The following is a 19583-nucleotide window of genomic DNA, read 5'->3' on the forward strand; positions in this document are numbered from 1 at the left end:
GGCCGATAACTCGCGTATGGACGGAACCTTCGATCACGTGATGATCCGCGTCGAGGACTTAGAGGAGAGCCTCGACTGGTACCAGACCCACCTGAACTACGAGGAGAAGGGCCGCTGGGAGGCCGACACCTTCACCAACGTCTTCCTCGGTCCCGAGGACGTTCACGAGGACGGCGCGCTCCTCGAACTCACGTACAACCACGACGGCCGGAGCTACGAGCTCGGCGACGCGTGGGGTCACATCGCGGTTCGCGTCCCCGAGGACGCGCTCCAGGAGTCGTACGACCAGCTGATGTCGGAGGGCGTCGACGACTACCGCGACCCCGAGTCCTGCGGGAACCGCTACGCGTTCGTGAAGGACCCGGACGGCCACGAGATCGAGATCGTCAAGCGCGACCACGGCGCGAAGTGGAGCATCGACCACACGATGGTCCGCGTCGAGGACGCCGACGAGGCGCTCGGCTACTGGACCCGCAAGTTCGAGTACACCGAGTACCCCGGCCGCTGGGAGGCCGACACCTTCTCGAACTACTTCGTGGCGCCCGAGGACGCGCCGGAGGAGGCGATGAAGCTCGAACTCACCTACAACTACGACGGCCGGGAGTACACGATGGGCGATGCGTGGGGCCACGTCGCGGTCCGCGTCGACGACCTCGACGACGCGTGGGACGCGCTGATGACCCGCGAGGCCCCTGACTACCGCGACCCCGCCTCCTGTGACCACAACTACGCGTTCACGAAGGACCAGGACGGCCACGAGGTCGAACTGGTCACGCGGGACTGAGTCCGCCGCCGTCCGACTCCGTTTCTCCTCCGCGGTCGCCGTCAGTCTGCCGACTCGACCCCGGTGATCTCGAAGCGCGCCCCCCCGGCCTCGCTCTCGACGGCCCGCACCGACCAGCCGTGCGCGTCGGCCACCTGCTCGACGATCCGCAACCCGAATCCGGTCCCCGACTGCGATGTGGAGTAGCCGGCGTCGAACACCGTCCCGCGCAGGTCCGGGTCGATCCCCGGGCCGTCGTCGGCCACGTAGAAACCGTCCGGCAGCGATCCGACCGTGACGGTCAGGTCCTCGCCGCCGTGTTCTATCGCGTTCCGGATCAGGTTCTCTAACAGCTGTTTGAGTCGCCCCTCGTCCGCGACCACCGTCCCCTCGACTTCGGTGCGCAGCGTCGCGTCGCTGGTGTCGACGGTCCGCCAGCAGGCGCCGACGACCCGTGCGATGTCGACCGGCTCGGCGTCGGTCACGGGGTCGCCCTCGCGCGCGAGCGTGAGGAGGTCGTCGATCAGCGCGGTCATCCGGTCGTGGGCGCGCTCGACCGCCGCCAGGTGTTCGCTGTCACACTCCTCGCGAGCGAGTTCGGTCCGGCCCCGCGCGACTTCGAGCGGGTTCCGGAGGTCGTGTGACACGACGCCGGCGAACTCCTCTAGTCGGTCGTTCTGCCGCTCCAACTCCGCAGTCCGATCCGCGAGGCGACGGGTGCGCGCCTCGGCCTGGAACGCCGTCTCGGCCGCGGTCGCCAGGATTCCGGCGAGGTACTCGTCGACGCTGCCGAGCATGCCCGGCTCCGTCTCGCCGATCGATATCGTCCCGAACTCGCCGATCGGAACGATGAGCAGGCTCCGGAGCGGCGTGTCGACGTCGAGCGCGTCGGTCGTCCGGATGTCGTCGAACTTCCGGAGTTCGCCCGCCTCGAACGCCGCCCAGTTGAGGCTCCCGCCGTCCGGCGTGAACGTCTCCCGCTCGGGCAACACCTCCGTCGCGCGGTCGGAGACGGCGACCGGGACCAGCCCGCCGGCCGCCTCGTCGTAGAGCCGGACGGTAACGATCGAGAACTCCAGGACGTCGGTGGCGGCCGCGACGGCCTGCTCGGCGATCGCTTCCCGCGACTCCGCGCGGACGAGCGTCCGCGTGGCGCCGTGGAGCCGCTCGACGCGGCTCTCGCGCTCGATCCGGTCGAGCGCCGCTTCGAGGTGGTCGGTGAGGATCTCCGCCACGAGGACGTCGGTGTCGGTGAACTCGTGCGGGTCCGGGGAGGAGACGACGAACAGCCCGTGGTCGCCGATCGGGCCCAACACGAGGCTCTCCGCCGGGGAAGGCTCGTCCAACCGATCGGACGACGAGAGCTCGTCGATGACGACCGACCCCTCGCCGCGGAAGGCGCCCCACGCCAGCGCCGCGCGCGATCCTGCCGGCGCGTCGCGGTCGTACGACGGCTGCTCCTCGAACAGCATCGGCACAGAGTCGCCGAGCGCGGCCGGCTGGAGGCTCTCGCCGTCCTCCGAGAGCAGGTGGATCCCGCTCAACCCGGCGTCGATCAGGTCGTCGACCGCCTCGACCGCCAGCTCGGCCGCCTCGTCGGTGGTTCGCGTGTAGTTGAGCTCCCGCGTCCACTCCCGGAGGCTCGCGAGCGTCCGCTCGCGCTCCTTCCGCTCGGAGATGTCGCGCGTAGTGACGACGTACCCCTCGATGCCGTCCGTCTCGATCCGGTCGCTGCCGACGGACTCGAGCCAGCGGTAGCCGCCGTCGGTCGTTCGGAACCGGTACTCGGCGGTCGGGGGGTCCCCGTCGCCCTCGAGCGCGCCGAGCGCCTCACTCACGGCATCTCGATCCTCCGGGTGGATGTACTCCAGCGCCCGCTCGCCGAGGAGGTCCGACGGCGCGTAGCCGATCACGCTTTCGCACGACGGACTCAGGTACCGGAATCGCCAGTCGCTCGACAGCACCGTGACCACGTCGCCGGCGTGTTCGATGAACGCCCGGTGTCGCTCGCGCTCGCTGTCGTCGCGGACCACGCCGACGAACCGCCGCTCGCCGTCCGCGGTGAACTCACCGTACGAGATGGAGACGGGGACCTCGTGGCCGTCGCGGTGGAGCGCGTTGAACCGGACGTCTGACCAGTCGACGCTCCGCTCGCCGTCGGCGAGATACCGATCGACCGCCTCGAGGTGGTCGTCGCGGTGTCGTTCCGGTATCAGCGTCGTGAGCGGTTCACCCTCCAGATCGGCCGGTTCGTACCCGAACATCGGCTCGACGGCGGCGTTCGCGAACCGGATCACGCCGTCGGTGTCGACCGACAGGATCGCGTCCGACGCCCCTTTTGCGACCGCGCGGAACTGTCCGACGGCCTGCTCGGCCTCCCGCTCGGCCCGCCGCTGCTCGACGGCCTCGACGATCCGGTCCGCCAGCCGCTCGCACTGCTCCGTGTCGCTGGACTTCCGCATGTAGTCGGTGACGCCCGCGGATATCGCCTCGCTCGCGACCGCCTCGCTCCCCCCTCCGGTGAACAGGATGAAGGGAAGGTCCGGGTCGCGCTCACGGACCTCGTCGAGGAGATCGAGGCCGTCTCGACCGGACAACTCGTAGTCGGAGACGATACACTCCACGTCGCGCTCCGACAGCGTCTCGAGTCCGGCGGCCGCGTCGGGCGCCGTCTCGACCGCGATCCGGTCTCGCTCCTCCCGTAAGAACGACGCGACGACCGCACGCAGGTCCGGGTCGTCGTCGACGAGCAGGACCGGGATGCGGTCGGTCATACACTCGGATTACTTACCATTCGGGTATAACGGTTTTGCCCCGCAGGCGTCGAGCGGTCGGCTCCGTCCGAGCGGTCAGCGGTCGCCGGCCGCGATCGCCCGGGGCTCCCGAACCGGTCCGTCAGCCCGCCGCTCGCGGCTCACTCGTCTTCGGCCGGGGTCTCACCGGCGGCCGGACGGAAGGCGACCAGCCGCTCGCCGTCGGTGGCCCGCTCGCCGATATCGACCGTCACCGCGTCGCCGATCGCGACCGCCGGGGCGGCGTCGTCTCCGTCTCGCTCCGCGTCGCCGTCGCGGACCACGCCGGTGAGCCGCGTCGGGCCGAAGTCGACCACCGCGGTCGCGTACGGCGCGTCGTCGGCGAAGCGCGGCGAGGGGACGTGGACGACGCTGTACGTCTCGACGGTCCCCGTCTCGTCGAGGGGCTCCCGCGAGAGTTCGGGGGAGCCGCACTCGGGACACACCCGCCGCGGGGGAAGGGAACCGTGCCCCTCCGGGCAGACGACCGCGAACCCGTCCCCGTCTGCGAGCGCGTCGAGCCACTCGGCGTACTCTCGGTCCGTCGGCGACGAGGCGTCCGCCGCGTCCGCGCCGTCGTCGCTCATTCCGCCACCTCCAGCACGTGGACGACCGCGCTCGCGACGGTCCCGCCCGCATTGTGCGCGACGCCGACCTCGGCGTCCGGAACGTGGTCGCTGTTGGGGTGGTCGCCCCGCAGTAGGCGGGTCAGCTCCGCGATCTGCGAGCCGCCGGTCGCGCCGACCGGGTGGCCCTTCGCCTTCAGGCCGCCGGAGAGGTTCACCGGGAGGTCGCCGTCGGCGGTCGTGACGCCCTCTCGGGCCGCCGCGATCCCCTCACCCGGCTCGAACAGTCCGAGCGACTCCAGCGCCAGCACCTCGGCGATGGTGAAGCAGTCGTGGACCTCCGCGACGTCGACCGCGTCGGCACCGATGTCGGCGTCGGCGTAGGCCGCGTCGGCCGCGTCGTCCGCCGCGGGCGTCCGCGCGAGGCTGTCGCGGTCGCCGAGCGCCATCCGGTCGGTCCCCTGTCCGGTCCCCGTCACCGCGACCGGCGCGTCGAGGTCGCGCTCGGCCGCGTACTCCTCGGAGACGAGCACGAGCGCGCTCGCGCCGTCGGTGATCGGACAGGCGTCGTACAGGTGGAGCGGCTCCGCGACCGGCGGGGCGTCCATCGCCTCGTCGACGGACACCTCCTTCCGGTACTGGGCGTACTCGTTCGGCACCGCGTTGGCGTGGTTCTTCGACGCGACGTGCGCGAGGTCCTCGCGGGTCCCGCCGTAGGCGTCGAAGTACGCGTTCGCCATGAGCGCGTACGCGCCGGGGAACGTCACGCCCGACCGGACCTCGAATAGGTCGTCGGCGGCGATGGCGAGCCCTTCCGTCACCTCGTCGGTCGGGAGGTTCGTCATCCGTTCCATTCCGCCCGCGAGGACCACGTCGGCGTCGCCGGCCGCCACCGTCCGGACCGCCTCGCGGACCGCGACCCCGGCCGACGCGCAGGCCGACTCGTAGCGCGTCGCCGGGCAGCGGACCCCGGCGGCCTCGGCCATCAGCGGCGCTTGGTGGCCCTGGTGTTCGGCGAGCGAGCCCATGAAGTTCCCGTAGTTCAGCTCCTCGACGTCGGACCGAGCCACTGCGGCGTCCTCGAACGCCCGGAGCGCGGCCTCCGCGAACAGATCGCGGCCGGTCCGTTCAGGGTGGCTGCCGAAGGGTGTGAGCCCGACACCGGCGACGCGTACCTCAGACATACACGAACGATGATCGGGGATGCGGTTTAGCTCTGCCGGAAGCGGGAGTCCCGGTCGGCGGACGGCGGAGCAGCGCGTGGGCGAGGAAGAGAAAAATTGCCGGACTGCGTCGAGGGTCTGCCCGCGCTCAGCCGATGTACCGGAGGTCGTCGTCCGGCACCGCCGGCCCCTCCTGCATCTCGCGGATCTTGCCGACGACCTCCTCCATCTCCTCGGCGCGGTCCTCGAGGCTCTCGTAGTCGACGCGCAGATCGAGGACGGCTTCGAGGACCTCCAGCACGGCCCGCGCGCTCTTCGGGTCGACGAGGTAGCCGCTCGTCTCGCCCATCAGGCACGTGGCGTCGAAGCCGCGGCGACCGCCGAGCCCCAGCACGAGGCCGGAGACGCCGACGATGCCGCCGGCCGGTTCGTCCGCGCGGAACTCGACGCCCGCGTCCTCCAGGTCGGCGGTGAGGTCGCCGTCGGAGACCGCGCCGAGGACGGTGTACTCCTCGACGAGTTCGCCGGTCGGGACGCCCCCGAGGGCGAACGCGCGCTCGGCACCGAACTCCGCGGCGACGTCGAGGAACGTCGAGGTGAGCCGGTAGTGGCCCGCGTTCGACCCGGCCTGGTGGTCGCCGGTCAGCACGAGCAGGTCGGCGCCGTCCGTCTCGACGGCGTGGAACTCCGCGCAGGTCAGCTCCGCGACCCCCTCGTCGTCGACGCTCACCTGCGGGGGGAACTCCGTGGCGTACACCCGGCGGACCAACTCCCCGTCGAACTCCTCTAAGATGTGTTCGGCCGCCAGCTTCCCCACGTGGCCGACGCCCGGCAGCCCCTCGATCAACACCGGGTCGTCCAGCTCCGGCGTCGCGACCTCGTCGATCTCGATGTCCTCCATGTCCCGTCCGTCCGGGCGGCGGTCACAAGAGCGTGGCTATTCGCGCGTCGGTACCGTCCTCGCGATCGACCGAGGGGTCACTCCGTCCGTCGTCGCGCCCGCCGCCGGTACTCGCCGTACGGGTCCTCCGGCCCGAACGGGGCCGGCGCGCTGTTCTCGGTGGGACCGTCGCACTCCGGGCAGCGATCGCCGAGCGCGTACACCGGTCGGTCGTGGACGCGCTCCCAGTTCGCGCAGACGCGGATATCTGATTTCACGGATAGAAGGGTCGTGTTACGGGAAAACGGTCGTGTCCTCGGCCGATCGGCGCTACTCGTCGTCTTCGCGGCGCTCGCGGTGGAACTCGCCGGCGCCGCCGGCGGCCTCGATCGACTCGCGGGCGCGCTCGGCGGCGGCCTCGAGCTGCGACTCCGCCGTCTTGTAGTTCGGCGCGCGGACCTTGATCCGGTACTCGGGCGAGCCGACGTAGCCGACGTCGAGGTCGACGCCGTCCGGGATCTCGCCGTTCCCCTCGGCCGCCGCGAGGGCGTCGCGCACGTCGTCGACGCCGTCGGGGGCCGCGGACTCGAGGTCGACGTACCCGGTCACGTCGACGTACGGGACGGAGACGTTGTTGCGGGCGGCCGTGACGATCGCGTCGACGGTGTCGCCGTCGACGTCGATGTCGTCGAGCGCCTCGTCGCCGCTGATCGCGGCCGCCTCGAAGGCGTCGTAGAGGCTCTCGTACTCCGCGAGGAGGGCGTTCGCGACCGTCGTGTAGCGGTCGTCGTCGACGTCCTCGCCGAGCGCGATCAGCATCCAGTTGTCGGCCTTCTGGGCGTTCTTCCAGTCTTGGATCGTCTCCTTGCGCTGATGTTCGTTGACGTCTTTGATCGAGAGGTCGATCTGGTTCGACGACTCGTCGATCTCCAACACCTTCGCCACGACCGTCTGTCCCTCGCGGACGTGGTCGCGGACGTTCTTGATCCAGCCGGAGGCGACCTCGCTGATGTGGCAGAGGCCGCGCTTGTCCTCGTACTCGTCGAGGTCGACGAACACGCCGAAGTCGGCTATCTCGTCGACTTCGCCAACCACTAGTTCGCCGGGTTCGGGCCAGCCGCTGTACTTCATGACGGAGATGCGAGGCGGTTACCGCGCCTCAACGGTTTCGACGATCTCGCCGTGAAGCTCGGCCTCACCGCCGGTCGGGGTCGCGAGGGTCGTGCCGCAGACCGCACACGACACCGTGGAGGAGGCCTTGCCGAAGACGACCTGTTCGTTCTCGCAGTCGCCGCAGGCGACGCGGTGGAAGTCTCCCGCCATGCTTACTCCTGGAACGTGAGACGGCCGGCGCGCCATCCCTCGCGCATGTGAGCCTTCCCGCAGTCGCCGCAGCGGTACTTCAGGTGGGTCTTCTTCGTCGGCTTGTCGCCACCGGGCACCTTCGAGTACCCGCCGGCGTTGCCGATGGTCGCGAGCGCGCGGCGTCGCTGCCGAGCGTCGCGTTTCATTCCGGTCGCGCGACCCGATCGAACCTTCTCCACCTCGTGCTCGTGGTGGGAGTCACAGTGGGGGCAGTACGTGTTGAAGCGGCGTGGCATTTCCATGGATATCGACCTTGAAACGCGGTTCGTCGCCGACGCTTAAAACGGGTTTGGTCTGGGGCGCCGGCGAGGCGCCGCCCCTGACCGAGCGTCCGATGCGCCGCTCAGTCCGCCCACTCCGCCACCGCGCGCACCGGCGACCCGTCGGCGCCGCGAAGGCGGAGCGGGAAGGCGTACAGCCGAAACCCCGACGGGAGGCCGTCGAGCGCGCGGAGGTTCTCGACGATCGGGAGCGAGTCGCCCAAGAGCGCGTCGTGAGCGGGGGTCCCGTCCGGCTCGTTCCGTTCGGACGACCGCGCGTCGGCCGCGCCGCTCGCCGCCGGCGTCGGATCCGGTCCGAAGGTGTCGAGGCCGACCCCGACGCCCGCGGCCCGACAGCGCTCGACGGCCGCCGCGGTGAGGTACGGGTGGTCGCGGTACCGGTCGCTCCCCCAGTGAGACGCCCAGCCGGTGCGGAGGACGAGGAGGTCGACGCCGGGGTCGAGGTCGCTCGGCTCGGGCAGCACCTCGGGCGGAATCGCCGCTCGCGGTTGCAGCGGTCGAAGGTCGACGAGGCGCGCGTCGAAGGCGAACCGACCGACCGGCTGGTCGTCGATCGCCTCCCCCTCGGGGAGCGTGTGGCGAGGCGCGTCGACGTGGGTTCCCGCGTGGGTGCCGGTCCGGAGTTCGCTCGTCGCGTACCCGTCGGCCTCGTGGGTCGCGTCGGGCGCGAGCGTCACGTCGGGGTCGCCCGGGTACGTCGGCATCCCCGTCTCGGTCGGTCGCGAGAGGTCGCGGAACACGGTCGGCGGTCGGACCGCGGCGCGGTTAAGTCGGTCGCCGTCAGTGCCCCCGACACGACGGGGTCGGCCCGCCGTCGTCCGCGGGGTTCCGCGGCCCGAACGTATTTCCTGCGCCCGCCGCTGGGTGGTTCCATGTCGGAACTGCCGCTCGACGCCTACTACGACCTGACCCAGATCGGCGAGGTCGCCGTCTCACCGGCGGGCGACCGCGTCGCCTTCACCGCGACCGAGTACGACCAGGCCGCGGACGAGGCGGTCTCCTCGCTGTTCGTCGTCCCGACCGACGGCTCCCGCGAGCCCCACCGCCTGACGAGCGCGTCGGGCGCCGCCTCGCCGACGTGGGGACCCGACGGCGACCGCCTCGCGTTCGTGGCCGCCCGCGATCGCGACGCCGAGAAGCGGGTCGGCTGGCGGGACCGCGACGATGAGGACGCGGGCGACGCGGAGGGCGACGCGAGCGAGGACGACGCGGACGACGAATCGGCCGACGGTGAGGGCGAGAACCACCTCGGCAGCGACGACGAGCCCAAGCCGCAGGTGTGGATCTTCGACCTCGCCCTCGGCGGCGACGCGCGACAGGTGACCGAGCGCGACGAGGGCGTCGCCGGGTTCGACTGGTCGCCCGACGGCGACCGACTGGTGATCGAGTCGCGCGACCCGACCGACGAGGAGTCCGAGTACCTCGACCAGGTCCGCGAGGAGGGCGGCCCGATCGAGACGACCCGCCTTCAGCACAAGGTGAACGGCGCCGGGTGGACCGACGACGTGACGCGGTACCTCTTCGTCGTCGACCTCGACGACCCCGAGACCGACCCCCGGCGGCTCGACGACGCGCACGGCGGCGGCGCGTTCGAGGACGTCGCCGGCATGGACCCGACGTGGGGGCCGGGCGACCGGATCGCGTTCACCTCCTGTCGGCTCGACCGCCCCGACGACACCACCGTCCGCGATCTCTACGCGGTGTCGGCCGACGGGGGCGACGCGGAGCGGCTCACGGGCGGCGACCTCGCCCACGGCGCGCCCGCGTGGCACCCGGACGGCGACCGGATCGCGACGACCGCGAGCGACCCGGACGACCCGCCCGCGCCGGCGGAGGTGTACCTCGTCGACGCCGCCGAGGGGGAAGGCGACGACCCGGATGCCGACGACCGCGACGCCCCGACCTCGGTCACTGCCGCTCTCGACCGGACGATCGCCCGCGGCGGCGGGGTCGAGTGGGTCGACGGGTCGATCTACACCCGGATCGCCGACGAGAGCCACACCCGGTTGGTCCGCGTCGAGACCGACGGCAGCGCGGAGCGCGTCTTCGAGGCGCAGGGCCGCGACCGGGCCATGGTCGGGTTCGACGTCGCCGACTACGGGGCGACCGCGGTGACGGTCCTTTCTGAGCCGGAGTCCGGGACCGACCTGTACGCGGTCGACGTCACCGACCTCGACGCGGCCGCCGAACCCGACTCCCTTCGCCGCCTCACGAGCGTCAACGAGTCGCTGACCGACGAGTTCCCGATGCCGGAGGCCCGCCGCGTCGAGTGGGAGTCTGACGGCTGGACGCTCGACGGCGTGCTCTACCACGGCCCCGACGTGGATCCGGACGACGGCGACCACCCGCTGGTGGTGGCGATCCACGGCGGCCCGATGTCGTACGACGAGCCGGTGTTCAGCTTCGGCCACGCCGCCCTGACGAGCCGAGGGTACCTCGTGTTCCGGCCAAACTACCGCGGCGGTACCTCCCGCGGCCGGGAGTTCACCGCGGAACTGAGCGGAAAGTGGGGCACCGCAGAGGTCGACGACATCGCGGCGGGCGTCGAGTCGCTCGCGGACCGCGGGTGGGTCGACCCGGACCGCGTGTTCGGCCACGGCTTCTCGTACGGCGGCATCGCGCAGGGGTTCCTCGTCACGCAGGAGCCGGACCTGTTCACCGCCGCGGCGCCGGAGCACGGCATCTACGACCTCCGTTCGGCGTTCGGCACGGACGACACCCACGTCTGGCTGGAGGCGGAGTTCGGGCTCCCGTGGGAGGACCCCGAGGCGTACGCGTCGTCGACGGCAATGTTGGACGCCGGGAACATCGAGACCCCGCTGCTCGTGATGGCCGGCGGCGAGGACTGGCGGTGTCCGCCCTCCCAGTCGGAGCAGCTGTACGTCGCCGCCCGCAAGCAGGGGGTCGACGCGGAGCTGGTCGTCTACCCCGACGAGCACCACAACATCGGTGACCCGGACCGCGCGATCCACCGGCTAGAGAAGATTCTCGGCTGGTACGAGACGCACGACCCGGCGATCGAGGCGGCGGACTGAATCGCGGCGGCTCCCTCCGGCGGAACCGCTCTCAGTGTTCGACGAACTCGACGAGGACGCCGCCGGTGGACCGCGGGTGGCAGAACGCGACCTCGTGGCCCCACGCCCCCGGGCGCGGTTCCTCGTCGACGAGGTCGATACCGAGGTCGCGCGCGTGGTCGAGCGCCGCCGGCAGGTCGTCGACCGCGAGCGCGACGTGGTGAACTCCCGGTCCCTCGCGGTCGAGATACTCCGCGATCGTCCCGCCAGCGTCCGGTTCGAGCAGCTCGAAGTACCCACCGCCGTCGAGTTCGAGAAAGACGATCCGCATGTCGTCGAACGTCTCCTCGTGGGCGACCGGGGCGTCGAGCAGGCCGCCGAACAGGTCGGCTAAGTCGGTCGCGTCGCGGGTCGCGACGCCGACGTGGTCGAAGCGCATACGGTTCAGTTCCGGCGGCGTCGACTTATAATGACCGCGCGGTTCCCGGTCGCCCTGCCCCTATCCCAAGGTTTGGGTGCGTCCCTGCCGTACCTCGCATCATCACCCAGCCGTGAGCGACTCAGAGACAGGCGGCTCGACGGAGCAGATGACCTCGCGGAACATCCTCGGGTCGCTGCTCAAAAGCGGGCTCCACGAGATGAACCGCGAACGGTCCGGGCTCCTCCTCTCGGGACTGTCCGCCGGGCTCGACATCGGGTTCGGACCGCTGATGATGGCAGTCGTGTTGACGCTTTCTCCGGGGACCTTCGGCGATCTGACGACGGAGCTCCTGTTGGCGTCAGTCTACTCCGTCGGCTTCATGTTCGTGATACTGGGGCGCTCGGAGCTCTTCACCGAACACACGACGCTGGCGGTCATCCCGGTGATCGATCGGCAGGCCTCGGTCCGCCAGCTCGGCCGGCTCTGGGGACTGGTGTACGCGGGGAACATCGTCGGCGGGCTGCTGTTCACGCTGCTCGTGACGCTGCTGATGCCGGAACTCGGCGTCGTCGACCCGACTTCCTTCGAGACGATCGCGTTGAAGCTGGTCGACCACGACCTCCCGTGGCTGTTCGTCGGCGGCGTCTTCGCCGGGTGGCTCATGGGGCTGCTGGCGTGGCTCGTCGCGGCGGCCCAGGACACGACCGCTCGGATCCTCCTCGTGTTGATAGTCACCGGAACGATCGGTCTGCTCCACCTCCCGCACTCGATCGCGGGCAACGTCGAGGTACTGTTCGGGCTGATCGTCTCCTCGGCGATCACTCCGATGGACTACGTCGCGTTCCTCGCGCTGGCGACGGTCGGGAACGCCGTCGGCGGCGCGGTGTTCGTCGCGCTGCTGAAGTACGGTCACGTCGTCCGCGGCGCGGACTGAAAACGCCCGGACAGGGGCGACCGCGGATCGTCCCCGACCTCACCGCCCCGGCTTGTACTCCCCGAACTCGTCGCGGAGCACGTCCGATATCTCCTGGACCGTCGCGTACGCCTTCACGGCGTCGACGACGTGCGGCATCACGTTCTCCGTCCCCTGTGCGGCCTCGCGCAGTCCGGCGAGCGCCTCGTCGACCGCGTCGTCGTCGCGCTCGTCCTTGACCCCCTTCAGGCGGTCCCGCTGGTTCTGCTCCTGATCGGGGTCGACCTCTTCTAAGTCCATCTCGGGCTCCTCGTCGACCTCGAACTCGTTGACGCCGACGATGATCCGTTCGCCCTCCTCGATCTCCTGCTGGCGCTCGAAGGCCACGTCTTGGATCTGGCGCTGGACCCAGCCGCTCTCGACGGCCTCCAGCATGCCGCCGCGTCGGTCGACCTCCTCGAGGATCTCGAACGCCTCCTCCTCGATCCCGTCGGTGAGGTCCTCGACGTAGTACGAGCCGGCGAGCGGGTCGATCGTGTCGGCGGCGCCCGACTCGTGCGCGAGGATCTGCTGGGTGCGGAGCGCGGTGCGGACGGACTTCTCCGTCGGCAGCGCGAGCGCCTCGTCCTTCCCGTTCGTGTGGAGGCTCTGGGTGCCGCCGAGGACCGCGGCCAGCGCCTGATAGGAGACGCGGACGACGTTGTTCTCGATCTGCTGGGCGGTGAGCGTCGAGCCGCCGGTCTGGGTGTGGAACTTCAGCTGCTTCGACTTGGGGTTCTCCGCGCCGAACCGCTCGTCCATGATCTTCGCCCACATCCGGCGGGCGGCGCGGAACTTCGCGGCCTCCTCGAAGATGTTGTTGTGGGCGTTGAAGAAGAAGGAGAGCTGCGGGGCGAACTCGTCGACGTCGAGCCCGGCGTCGAGGGCCGCCTCGACGTACTCGATCCCGTCGCCGAGGGTGAAGGCGATCTCTTGGGCCGCGGTCGACCCCGCCTCGCGGATGTGGTACCCCGAGATGGATATCGTGTTGAACTTCGGGGTCTCCGCCGCGCAGAACTCGAAGATGTCCGTGATCAGCCGCATCGACTCCTTCGGCGGGTAGATGTAGAGGTTCCGCGCGATGTACTCCTTCATGATGTCGTTCTGGATCGTCCCGCGGAGCTGCTCGCGCGGGACGCCCTGCTTGTCCCCCATCGCGACGTACATCGCGAGCAGCACCGCGGCGGGCGCGTTGATCGTCATCGACGTGGACACCTCGTCGAGGGGGATCGAGTCGAAGACGGTCTCGAAGTCGTCGAGGGTGTCGATGGCGACGCCGGAGCGCCCGACCTCCCCCTCGGCCATCGCGGCGTCGGAGTCGTACCCCATCTGCGTCGGGAGGTCGAACGCCATCGACAGCCCCGACGAGCCCTCGTCGATGAGGTAGCGGAACCGCTCGTTCGTCTCCGCCGCGGTGCCCATCCCGGCGTACTGGCGCATCGTCCAGAGCCGCCCGCGGTGCATCGTCGAGTAGACGCCGCGGGTGTACGGCTCCTCTCCGGGGTAACCGAGGTCCTCGCGGTAGTCCAGGTCGACGTCCGCCGGCGTGTACAGCGGATCGACCTCCTGCCCGCCGGTGTCGGTGGTGAACGTCTCCTCGCGCTCGCCGAACCGGTCGACCGTCTCGCCGTAGGTGCCCGCCTCCCACGACTCCTTGCCCTCCCGGATCTCGGCGAGTTCCTCAGGGTCGTACATTACTAAATCGGTCGACCGAACGGGACTTAACAGTTTTCAGGGACGGGCGGGCGCGGGCCGCGCGACCGGCGGCGCCACGGCACCCCGTCCTCGCGGGGGCGATTTAAGTATCCCGCGTTCGACACGGCCGCATGGACGTACTCACGGACCCCGCGCGCCGCTTCCTCGCCGCGACCGCGCCGGACCACACCGCGGTCCAAGCGGAGATGGCCGACCTCGCCGACGAGTGGGGGTTCCCGATCATCGGTCCCGAGGCGGGGGCGGTCCTCCGGCTGCTCGCGCGGCTGACGGACGCCGACCGCGTCTTCGAGTTCGGCTCCGGCTTCGGCTACTCGGCAACGTGGTTCCTCCGCGGCGGCGCCGAGAGCGTGGTCTGTACCGAGTTCGACGCCGACGAGGCCGAGCGCGGCGTCGCGTTCGCCGCCGACCACGGCTACGCCGACGGCGTCACCTTCGAGGTCGGCGACGCGATGGAGACGGTCGACCGCTACGACGGGCCCTTCGACGTGGTCCTCATCGACCACCAGAAGGGCCGGTACGCCGACGCCTACCGGACCGTCCTGCCGAAAGTCCGGTCCGGGGGCGTGATCGTCGCCGACAACATCGCCCGGGGGCCCATCGACTTCGAGACCCTCGTCGCACACTTCGAGGCGGGCGAGCCGCTGCCGGACGACGCCGTCGACGGAGCGACGCGCGGCATCGGCGAGTACGTGGGGACCGTCCGCTCCGACGACGCGGTGGAGACGGCGATCCTCCCCGTCGGCTCCGGAATCGCCGTTTCGACGGTCGTTCGATGAGATCGAACGGAACGGTCATCATATCGAGTTACATATATTACTCCGGGTGTGCGGACCGTACGGGACCGACGGGACGGCGGGGCGAACGCGCCGTCACCGGTTCGCGTACTCGTCGGCGCCGGCGCTGCTCCCCGCTGGCTCCGGTATCTCCGTTTCGGCGGTTATTCGGTGAAACCGAACGAAACGGTTATCATGTCGAATAGAAAACATCAGTCCGGATGAGCGGAGCGAACAGAGCCGACGGGATGGCCGGAGCGAAAGCGGCGTCGCCGGTCCGCGTGCTCGTCGTCGACGGGGGACTGGGATTCGCAGAGGCGGCCGCCTCGCGGCTCGAGTCGCGCGACGACCGGATCGAGGTGCGAACGGCGGTCGACGCCGACGCGGCGCTCGACGCACTGTCCGCGGCGACGTTCGACTGCGTGGTGTCCGGCTACGAACTGGCGGAGACCGACGGGGTCGACCTGCTCGAAACGGTCCGTGACAGACACGGCGACGTGCCCTTCGTCCTGTTCACCGGATCGGGGTCCGAAGCGGTCGCCAGTGAGGCGATCTCCGCCGGGGTCGACGAGTACGTCAGGCGGAGCGAGCCCGCCGACCAGTACGCGCGGCTCGCGGGCGCGGTGACCGAACTCGTCTCGGAGACGCGGGACGACCGTCGGCTCGCCACGCACTTGGAGCACACCAGCGACGCCTTCTGCGAACTCGACGCCGAGTGGCGGCTGACGTACCTCAACGGGCGGGCGGCCGAGTTCATCGAGCGCGACCCGGATGAGGTGCTCGGCGAGCGGATCTGGGACCTGTTCCCGGAGATCGTCGGCACCGACGCCGAGACGGCGCTGCGCGAGGTCGCCGAGACCGGCGAGGGGAAGCGGTTCGAATACCACGTCGACCGGCTCGGCGCGGACCTCGTGGTGAACGCGTACCCGGCCCCCGGCGGGCGGGCGCTGTACTTCCGCGACGTGACCGAGCGGCGAGAGCGGGAGCGAGAGCTCCGCGAGCTCTCCGAGCGCCTTCAGCTGGCCGTGGAAGGCGCCGACATTGGCGTCTGGGACTGGAACGTCCGGACGGACGAGGTCCGGTTCGACGAGCGGTGGGCGGCGATACTGGGGCACGAGCGCGACGAGTTGGCGTTCGAGCTCGGCACTTGGGAAGAGCGGGTTCACCCCGACGACATCGACGCCGCGTGGAGCGCCATCGAGGCTCACTTCGCCGGCGAGTCGGACCTCTACCAGTCGGACTACCGGATGCGGACGGAGTCGGGCGACTGGAAGTGGATCCGCGACCGCGGTCGTGTCGTCGAGTGGACCGACGACGGCGAGCCCCGGCGGGCCGTCGGGATCCACATCGACGTCACCGAAGAGAAGGAGCGCGAACGCGACCTCGAACGGTACCGGCGGATCGTCGACGAGCTGCCCGAGTCCGTCTGTACATACGACGCGAACGGCCGGTTCGCCCTCGTCAACGACCACCTTGCCGAGGTGTACGACGCCGCTCCGGAGGGGCTCGCCGGCGAGTCGAGTCGCCTCGTCGAGCGTGTTCGAGCGGCGAGCGACGGGGACCCGTGGCGGGCGCTCGTCGAGGGTGACCGCGACTCGCTGACCGGGACGACGGAAGTCGACTTGCCGACGAAGTCGGACGCCATCGTCGACTACGACTTCAGCCGGCTGGTCATCGACGGCGAGCTTGACGGCGTCCTCGGCATCTCTCGGGACGTGACCGAGCAGCGACGGCGTCAGCGCCGGCTCGAACGCACCTCGGCGCGCCTCGAAGCGCTGTTCGAGGGGTCTCCCGACATGATCGACATCCACGACGAGGGGGGAGAGATCGTCGACGCCAACCGGGAGATGACCCGAGAGCTGGGGTACGACCGCGACGAGGTCGTCGGGATGGACGTATGGGAGGTCGACGCGGAGCTGGAGCCCGACGAAGGGATACGGCTCTGGCAGGGGTTGGAGATGGACGAGACGGTGCGGCTGGAGACGACGTTCACCCGCGCGGACGGGTCGACGTTCCCCGTCGAGGTCCACGTGCGACGCATCGACGTTCGGGGGGAAGACCGGTTCCTCGCGAGCAGCCGGGACATCTCCGAGCGGAAGGCGTACGAGCGCCGGATCGAACGGGAGAACGAGCGGCTCGACGAGTTTGCGAGCATCGTCTCACACGACCTCCGGAACCCCCTCAACGTCCTCTCGGGGTACCTGCGTCTCGCCCGCGAGACCGGGGACGACTCGTACTTCGACCGGTGCGAGCGCGCGCTCGATGAGATGGAGCGACTCATCGAGGACGTCCTGACGCTCGCCAAACAGGGCGAGGCGGTCGGCTCGTTCGAGCCCGTCCACCTGGGCGAGCTGGCCGCCCGGTACAGCGACGACGCGTTCGGGTCGGCCGAGGGCGAGGACCCCTTCGGCGGCGACGAGACGGAGGGAGAGCCTCGCGTCACGGTCGCGGTCGAGGCCGACGGCGAGATCTGCGCCGACTCCGGGCGGGTCGGCCAGCTGCTCGGGAACCTGTTCCGCAACGCCGACGAACACGGCGGGGACCGCGTCGTCGTCGGCGACCTCCCGGACGGGTTCTACGTCGCGGACGACGGCCCCGGGATCGACGCGGACCGCCGCGACGAGGTGTTCGAGAGCGGCTACACGACTTCGGAGACCGGCACCGGGTTCGGGCTCTCCATCGTCCAGCGCATCGCCGAGGCGCACGGCTGGGAGGTCGCGGTGACGGAGGGGGAACGCGGCGGCGCTCGGTTCGAGTTCACCGGCGTCGACCGGCCGGAGTCGCCCGCGGAGACCGCCGAGTCGTCGGGCTGAGCGTACGGCGCGGGAAAGAGAAGACTGCGTCGACCCGGCTAGAACGCGCCGGTGTAGACGCTGACGTCGGCGTTCAGCTCCTCGCGGAGAGCGCTGTGAACGTGGCAGATACCCTCGGCGCGCTCGGCGATGTCCGCGGCGGTCTCGTCGTCGAGGTCGGCCTCGACGTGGACGTCGAAGGCGATCGACTCGAGGTCGTCGTGGTCGTCCAGCTCGGCGCTGGCGTCGATCTGGATCTGCCCGAGCTCCTCCTCGCCGCGCTGGCTGCCGCCGACGCGGAACGCCGGGAGGTAACAGGAGGCGTACGTGGCGACGAGCGTCGCGTTCGGGTTCGGTCCCGTCTCGTCGGTCGCGTCGATCTGGAGGTCGAACTCGCCGACCTGACTCGTGCTGGCGTATCCGGACTCGGAAACTGTGGATGTCTCGATGTCTGCCATAGTCGTCTCGCAGTTCGGACTCGCGGGGATAAAAGTTACCGCCATCGGCGCGCCGACACCGCCGCGACCCGTCGCCGAGGGCGGCGGACCGGCCTCAGTCGTCTTCTGACGCGTCGGACCCCAGTCCCGTCGCCCCCCGGAGGTCGGCCTCGATCGCCTCCAGCGTCCGGCCGTTCGTCTCGGGCACGACGCGGTAGGTGAAAAGCAGCGCGACGAGGCTACACGCGCCGAACAGCCAGAACGTCATCGGCGTGCCGATCCCGTCGAGCAGCACGGGGAACGAGAGCGCCACCACGAGGTTCGCGAGCCAGTTGGCGACGGTCACCAACCCCATCGCGCTCCCCCGGACGGCGAGCGGATAGATCTCGGAGATCAGCAGCCAGAACACCGGACCGAGCCCGATGGCGAAGAACGCGACGAACGAGACCAGCGTCAGCGTCGCCAGCCACCCCATTCCGCCGGTCGGGTCCGCGAACTGGAAGACAAGGCCGGCGACGGTGAGCGACCCGATCATCCCACCGGTCCCGACGAGCAGGAGGGGCCGCCGCCCGACGCGGTCGACGAGGAGGATCGCGACGACGGTCATGACGACGTTGACCGTCCCGATGGCGACCGAGGCGAGGATCGACTGCGAGCTGCCGAGCGCGGTCGACTCCAGTATCGTCGGCGCGTAGTACATCACGGCGTTGATCCCGGTGACCTGTTGGAAGACTGCGAGCCCGAGGCCGACGATCAGCGCCGGGCGCATCCACGGGCTGAGCAGGTCGCGGACCCCGTTCCCGGACTGGGCCTCGACGGTCGCCTCGATCTCCGACAGCTCCGACTCGATCTCCCCGTCGCGCGTGCGACGGAGGACGGCGCGAGCCTCGTCGGTCCGGCCCCGCTCGTAGAGCCACCGCGGGCTCTCCGGCATCCGGGACATCCCCGCGGCGAGCACGAGGGCGGGGACCATCCCCGCGCCGAGCATGATCCGCCACGATCCGGAGCCGGAGAAGGCGTAGTTGACGAAGTACGACGAGAGGATCCCCACGGTGACCATCAGCTGGTTCAGCGAGGTGAGCCCCCCGCGGACGGCGGGGGGCGCAATCTCGGAGATGTACAGCGGGCCGACGATCGACGCGAACCCGATGGCGATCCCGTCGATCATCCGCCCCGCGACGAGCACCTCGACGGTGGGCGCGACCGCCATGAGGAACGAGCCGAGGAAGAACACCCCGGCCGACAGCAGGATAAAGCGCTTGCGGCCGATTCGGTCGGACAGCTGCCCGCCGACGGCCGCGCCGGCCGCCGCGCCGACCATCGCGCCGCTGACCACGATCCCCTCCACCAAGGGACTCAGCTCAAAGGCGGTGTCGATGAAGAGGATGGCTCCGGAGATGATCCCCGTGTCGAACCCGAACAGGAGTCCGTTGAGCGCCGCGAGCGCGGAGACGATGTACACGAACCGTCCCCCGTCTCCGCGTATCGCGGCCCGCATATCGGCGGTTGACATGGTGTACCGATCCGGCGCTAATCATCTTTTATTTAGAAGACTTCTGATTTATTATTAATTTACGTATATCCAATATATTTCTGTCAGCGGAGCGCGACGAAATCTACCACTGGGACGGCTTATATTTATTCGGATCCGAATAGTATCTTATTACC

General features: G+C 70.0%; 18 protein-coding genes. 5 read left to right on the forward strand and 13 right to left on the reverse strand.

Annotated elements, in window-relative coordinates:
• Nucleotides 1-16 precede the first annotated feature (16 nt).
• Nucleotides 17-784 (forward strand): VOC family protein, encoded by a 768-nt coding sequence (locus tag EXE47_RS08055; RefSeq protein ID WP_049929632.1) that lies wholly within the window; start codon nucleotides 17-19, stop codon nucleotides 782-784.
• Nucleotides 785-825: 41 nt separating this feature from the next.
• Here the strand turns inward: EXE47_RS08055 and EXE47_RS08060 are convergent, their stop codons facing one another.
• The 9 genes from EXE47_RS08060 to EXE47_RS08100 all read right to left on the reverse strand — a co-directional run bounded on the left by EXE47_RS08060 (nucleotide 826) and on the right by EXE47_RS08100 (nucleotide 8550).
• Nucleotides 826-3537 carry a PAS domain S-box protein gene (locus EXE47_RS08060; RefSeq protein ID WP_089307682.1) on the reverse strand — a complete coding sequence of 904 codons (2712 nt, stop codon included), beginning with the start codon at nucleotides 3535-3537 and terminating at the stop codon, nucleotides 826-828.
• Between the two features lie 140 nt (nucleotides 3538-3677).
• Nucleotides 3678-4142: a Zn-ribbon domain-containing OB-fold protein gene (locus tag EXE47_RS08065; RefSeq protein ID WP_049929630.1), complete on the reverse strand. Its 465-nt coding sequence runs from the start codon at nucleotides 4140-4142 to the stop codon at nucleotides 3678-3680.
• Complete coding sequence (locus EXE47_RS08070; RefSeq protein ID WP_089307681.1) at nucleotides 4139-5305, reverse strand: thiolase domain-containing protein; 1167 nt, start codon at nucleotides 5303-5305, stop codon at nucleotides 4139-4141. Before EXE47_RS08070 ends, EXE47_RS08065 begins: the two co-directional genes overlap by 4 nt.
• 127 nt (nucleotides 5306-5432) lie before the next feature.
• On the reverse strand, nucleotides 5433-6185 hold the full coding sequence (locus tag EXE47_RS08075) for a proteasome assembly chaperone family protein (RefSeq protein ID WP_049929628.1): 753 nt from the start codon (nucleotides 6183-6185) through the stop codon (nucleotides 5433-5435).
• A gap of 77 nt (nucleotides 6186-6262) precedes the next feature.
• Nucleotides 6263-6442, reverse strand: a complete 180-nt coding sequence (locus tag EXE47_RS08080; protein WP_049929627.1) for an RNA-protein complex protein Nop10 — start codon at nucleotides 6440-6442, stop codon at nucleotides 6263-6265.
• A 52-nt stretch (nucleotides 6443-6494) separates the two neighbouring features.
• Nucleotides 6495-7295, reverse strand: coding sequence for a translation initiation factor IF-2 subunit alpha (locus tag EXE47_RS08085; RefSeq protein WP_089307680.1), 801 nt, complete (start codon nucleotides 7293-7295; stop codon nucleotides 6495-6497).
• A gap of 18 nt (nucleotides 7296-7313) precedes the next feature.
• Nucleotides 7314-7487, reverse strand: a complete 174-nt coding sequence (locus EXE47_RS08090) for a 30S ribosomal protein S27e (protein ID WP_004595868.1) — start codon at nucleotides 7485-7487, stop codon at nucleotides 7314-7316.
• Nucleotides 7488-7489: 2 nt separating this feature from the next.
• Nucleotides 7490-7771, reverse strand: a complete 282-nt coding sequence (locus EXE47_RS08095) for a 50S ribosomal protein L44e (RefSeq protein ID WP_004595867.1) — start codon at nucleotides 7769-7771, stop codon at nucleotides 7490-7492.
• A gap of 101 nt (nucleotides 7772-7872) precedes the next feature.
• Entirely contained in the window at nucleotides 7873-8550 is a 678-nt protein-coding gene (locus EXE47_RS08100; RefSeq protein ID WP_089307679.1) for a cyclase family protein, read from the reverse strand.
• Between the two features lie 132 nt (nucleotides 8551-8682).
• Here EXE47_RS08100 and EXE47_RS08105 point away from each other — a divergent pair, with 132 nt between their 5' ends.
• Nucleotides 8683-10845, forward strand: a complete 2163-nt coding sequence (locus tag EXE47_RS08105) for a S9 family peptidase (protein WP_089307678.1) — start codon at nucleotides 8683-8685, stop codon at nucleotides 10843-10845.
• Between the two features lie 31 nt (nucleotides 10846-10876).
• On the opposite strand, the gene mce is transcribed toward EXE47_RS08105, so the two are convergent.
• The gene (gene mce, locus EXE47_RS08110; RefSeq protein WP_049929624.1) at nucleotides 10877-11263 is read right to left on the reverse strand and encodes a methylmalonyl-CoA epimerase; all 387 of its coding nucleotides are present in this window, start codon (nucleotides 11261-11263) and stop codon (nucleotides 10877-10879) included.
• 112 nt (nucleotides 11264-11375) lie between these two features.
• On the opposite strand from mce, the gene EXE47_RS08115 reads away from it, so the two are divergent.
• Entirely contained in the window at nucleotides 11376-12179 is an 804-nt protein-coding gene (locus tag EXE47_RS08115; protein WP_049929623.1) for a formate/nitrite transporter family protein, read from the forward strand.
• Nucleotides 12180-12218: 39 nt separating this feature from the next.
• On the opposite strand, the gene EXE47_RS08120 is transcribed toward EXE47_RS08115, so the two are convergent.
• Nucleotides 12219-13892, reverse strand: a complete 1674-nt coding sequence (locus EXE47_RS08120) for a methylmalonyl-CoA mutase (protein WP_049929622.1) — start codon at nucleotides 13890-13892, stop codon at nucleotides 12219-12221.
• Nucleotides 13893-14023: 131 nt separating this feature from the next.
• Here EXE47_RS08120 and EXE47_RS08125 point away from each other — a divergent pair, with 131 nt between their 5' ends.
• Both EXE47_RS08125 and EXE47_RS08130 read left to right on the forward strand, forming a co-directional pair.
• Nucleotides 14024-14689 (forward strand): O-methyltransferase, encoded by a 666-nt coding sequence (locus EXE47_RS08125; RefSeq protein ID WP_049929621.1) that lies wholly within the window; start codon nucleotides 14024-14026, stop codon nucleotides 14687-14689.
• Between the two features lie 218 nt (nucleotides 14690-14907).
• Nucleotides 14908-17499 carry a PAS domain S-box protein gene (locus EXE47_RS08130; protein ID WP_089307677.1) on the forward strand — a complete coding sequence of 864 codons (2592 nt, stop codon included), beginning with the start codon at nucleotides 14908-14910 and terminating at the stop codon, nucleotides 17497-17499.
• A gap of 38 nt (nucleotides 17500-17537) precedes the next feature.
• Here the strand turns inward: EXE47_RS08130 and EXE47_RS08135 are convergent, their stop codons facing one another.
• Complete coding sequence (locus EXE47_RS08135; RefSeq protein ID WP_086215873.1) at nucleotides 17538-17936, reverse strand: OsmC family protein; 399 nt, start codon at nucleotides 17934-17936, stop codon at nucleotides 17538-17540.
• Nucleotides 17937-18030: 94 nt separating this feature from the next.
• Complete coding sequence (locus EXE47_RS08140) at nucleotides 18031-19428, reverse strand: sugar porter family MFS transporter (RefSeq protein WP_049929618.1); 1398 nt, start codon at nucleotides 19426-19428, stop codon at nucleotides 18031-18033.
• Nucleotides 19429-19583: the final 155 nt, after the last annotated feature.

Source organism: Halorubrum sp. GN12_10-3_MGM (assembly GCF_005435235.1).
Lineage (GTDB): Archaea > Halobacteriota > Halobacteria > Halobacteriales > Haloferacaceae > Halorubrum > Halorubrum ezzemoulense.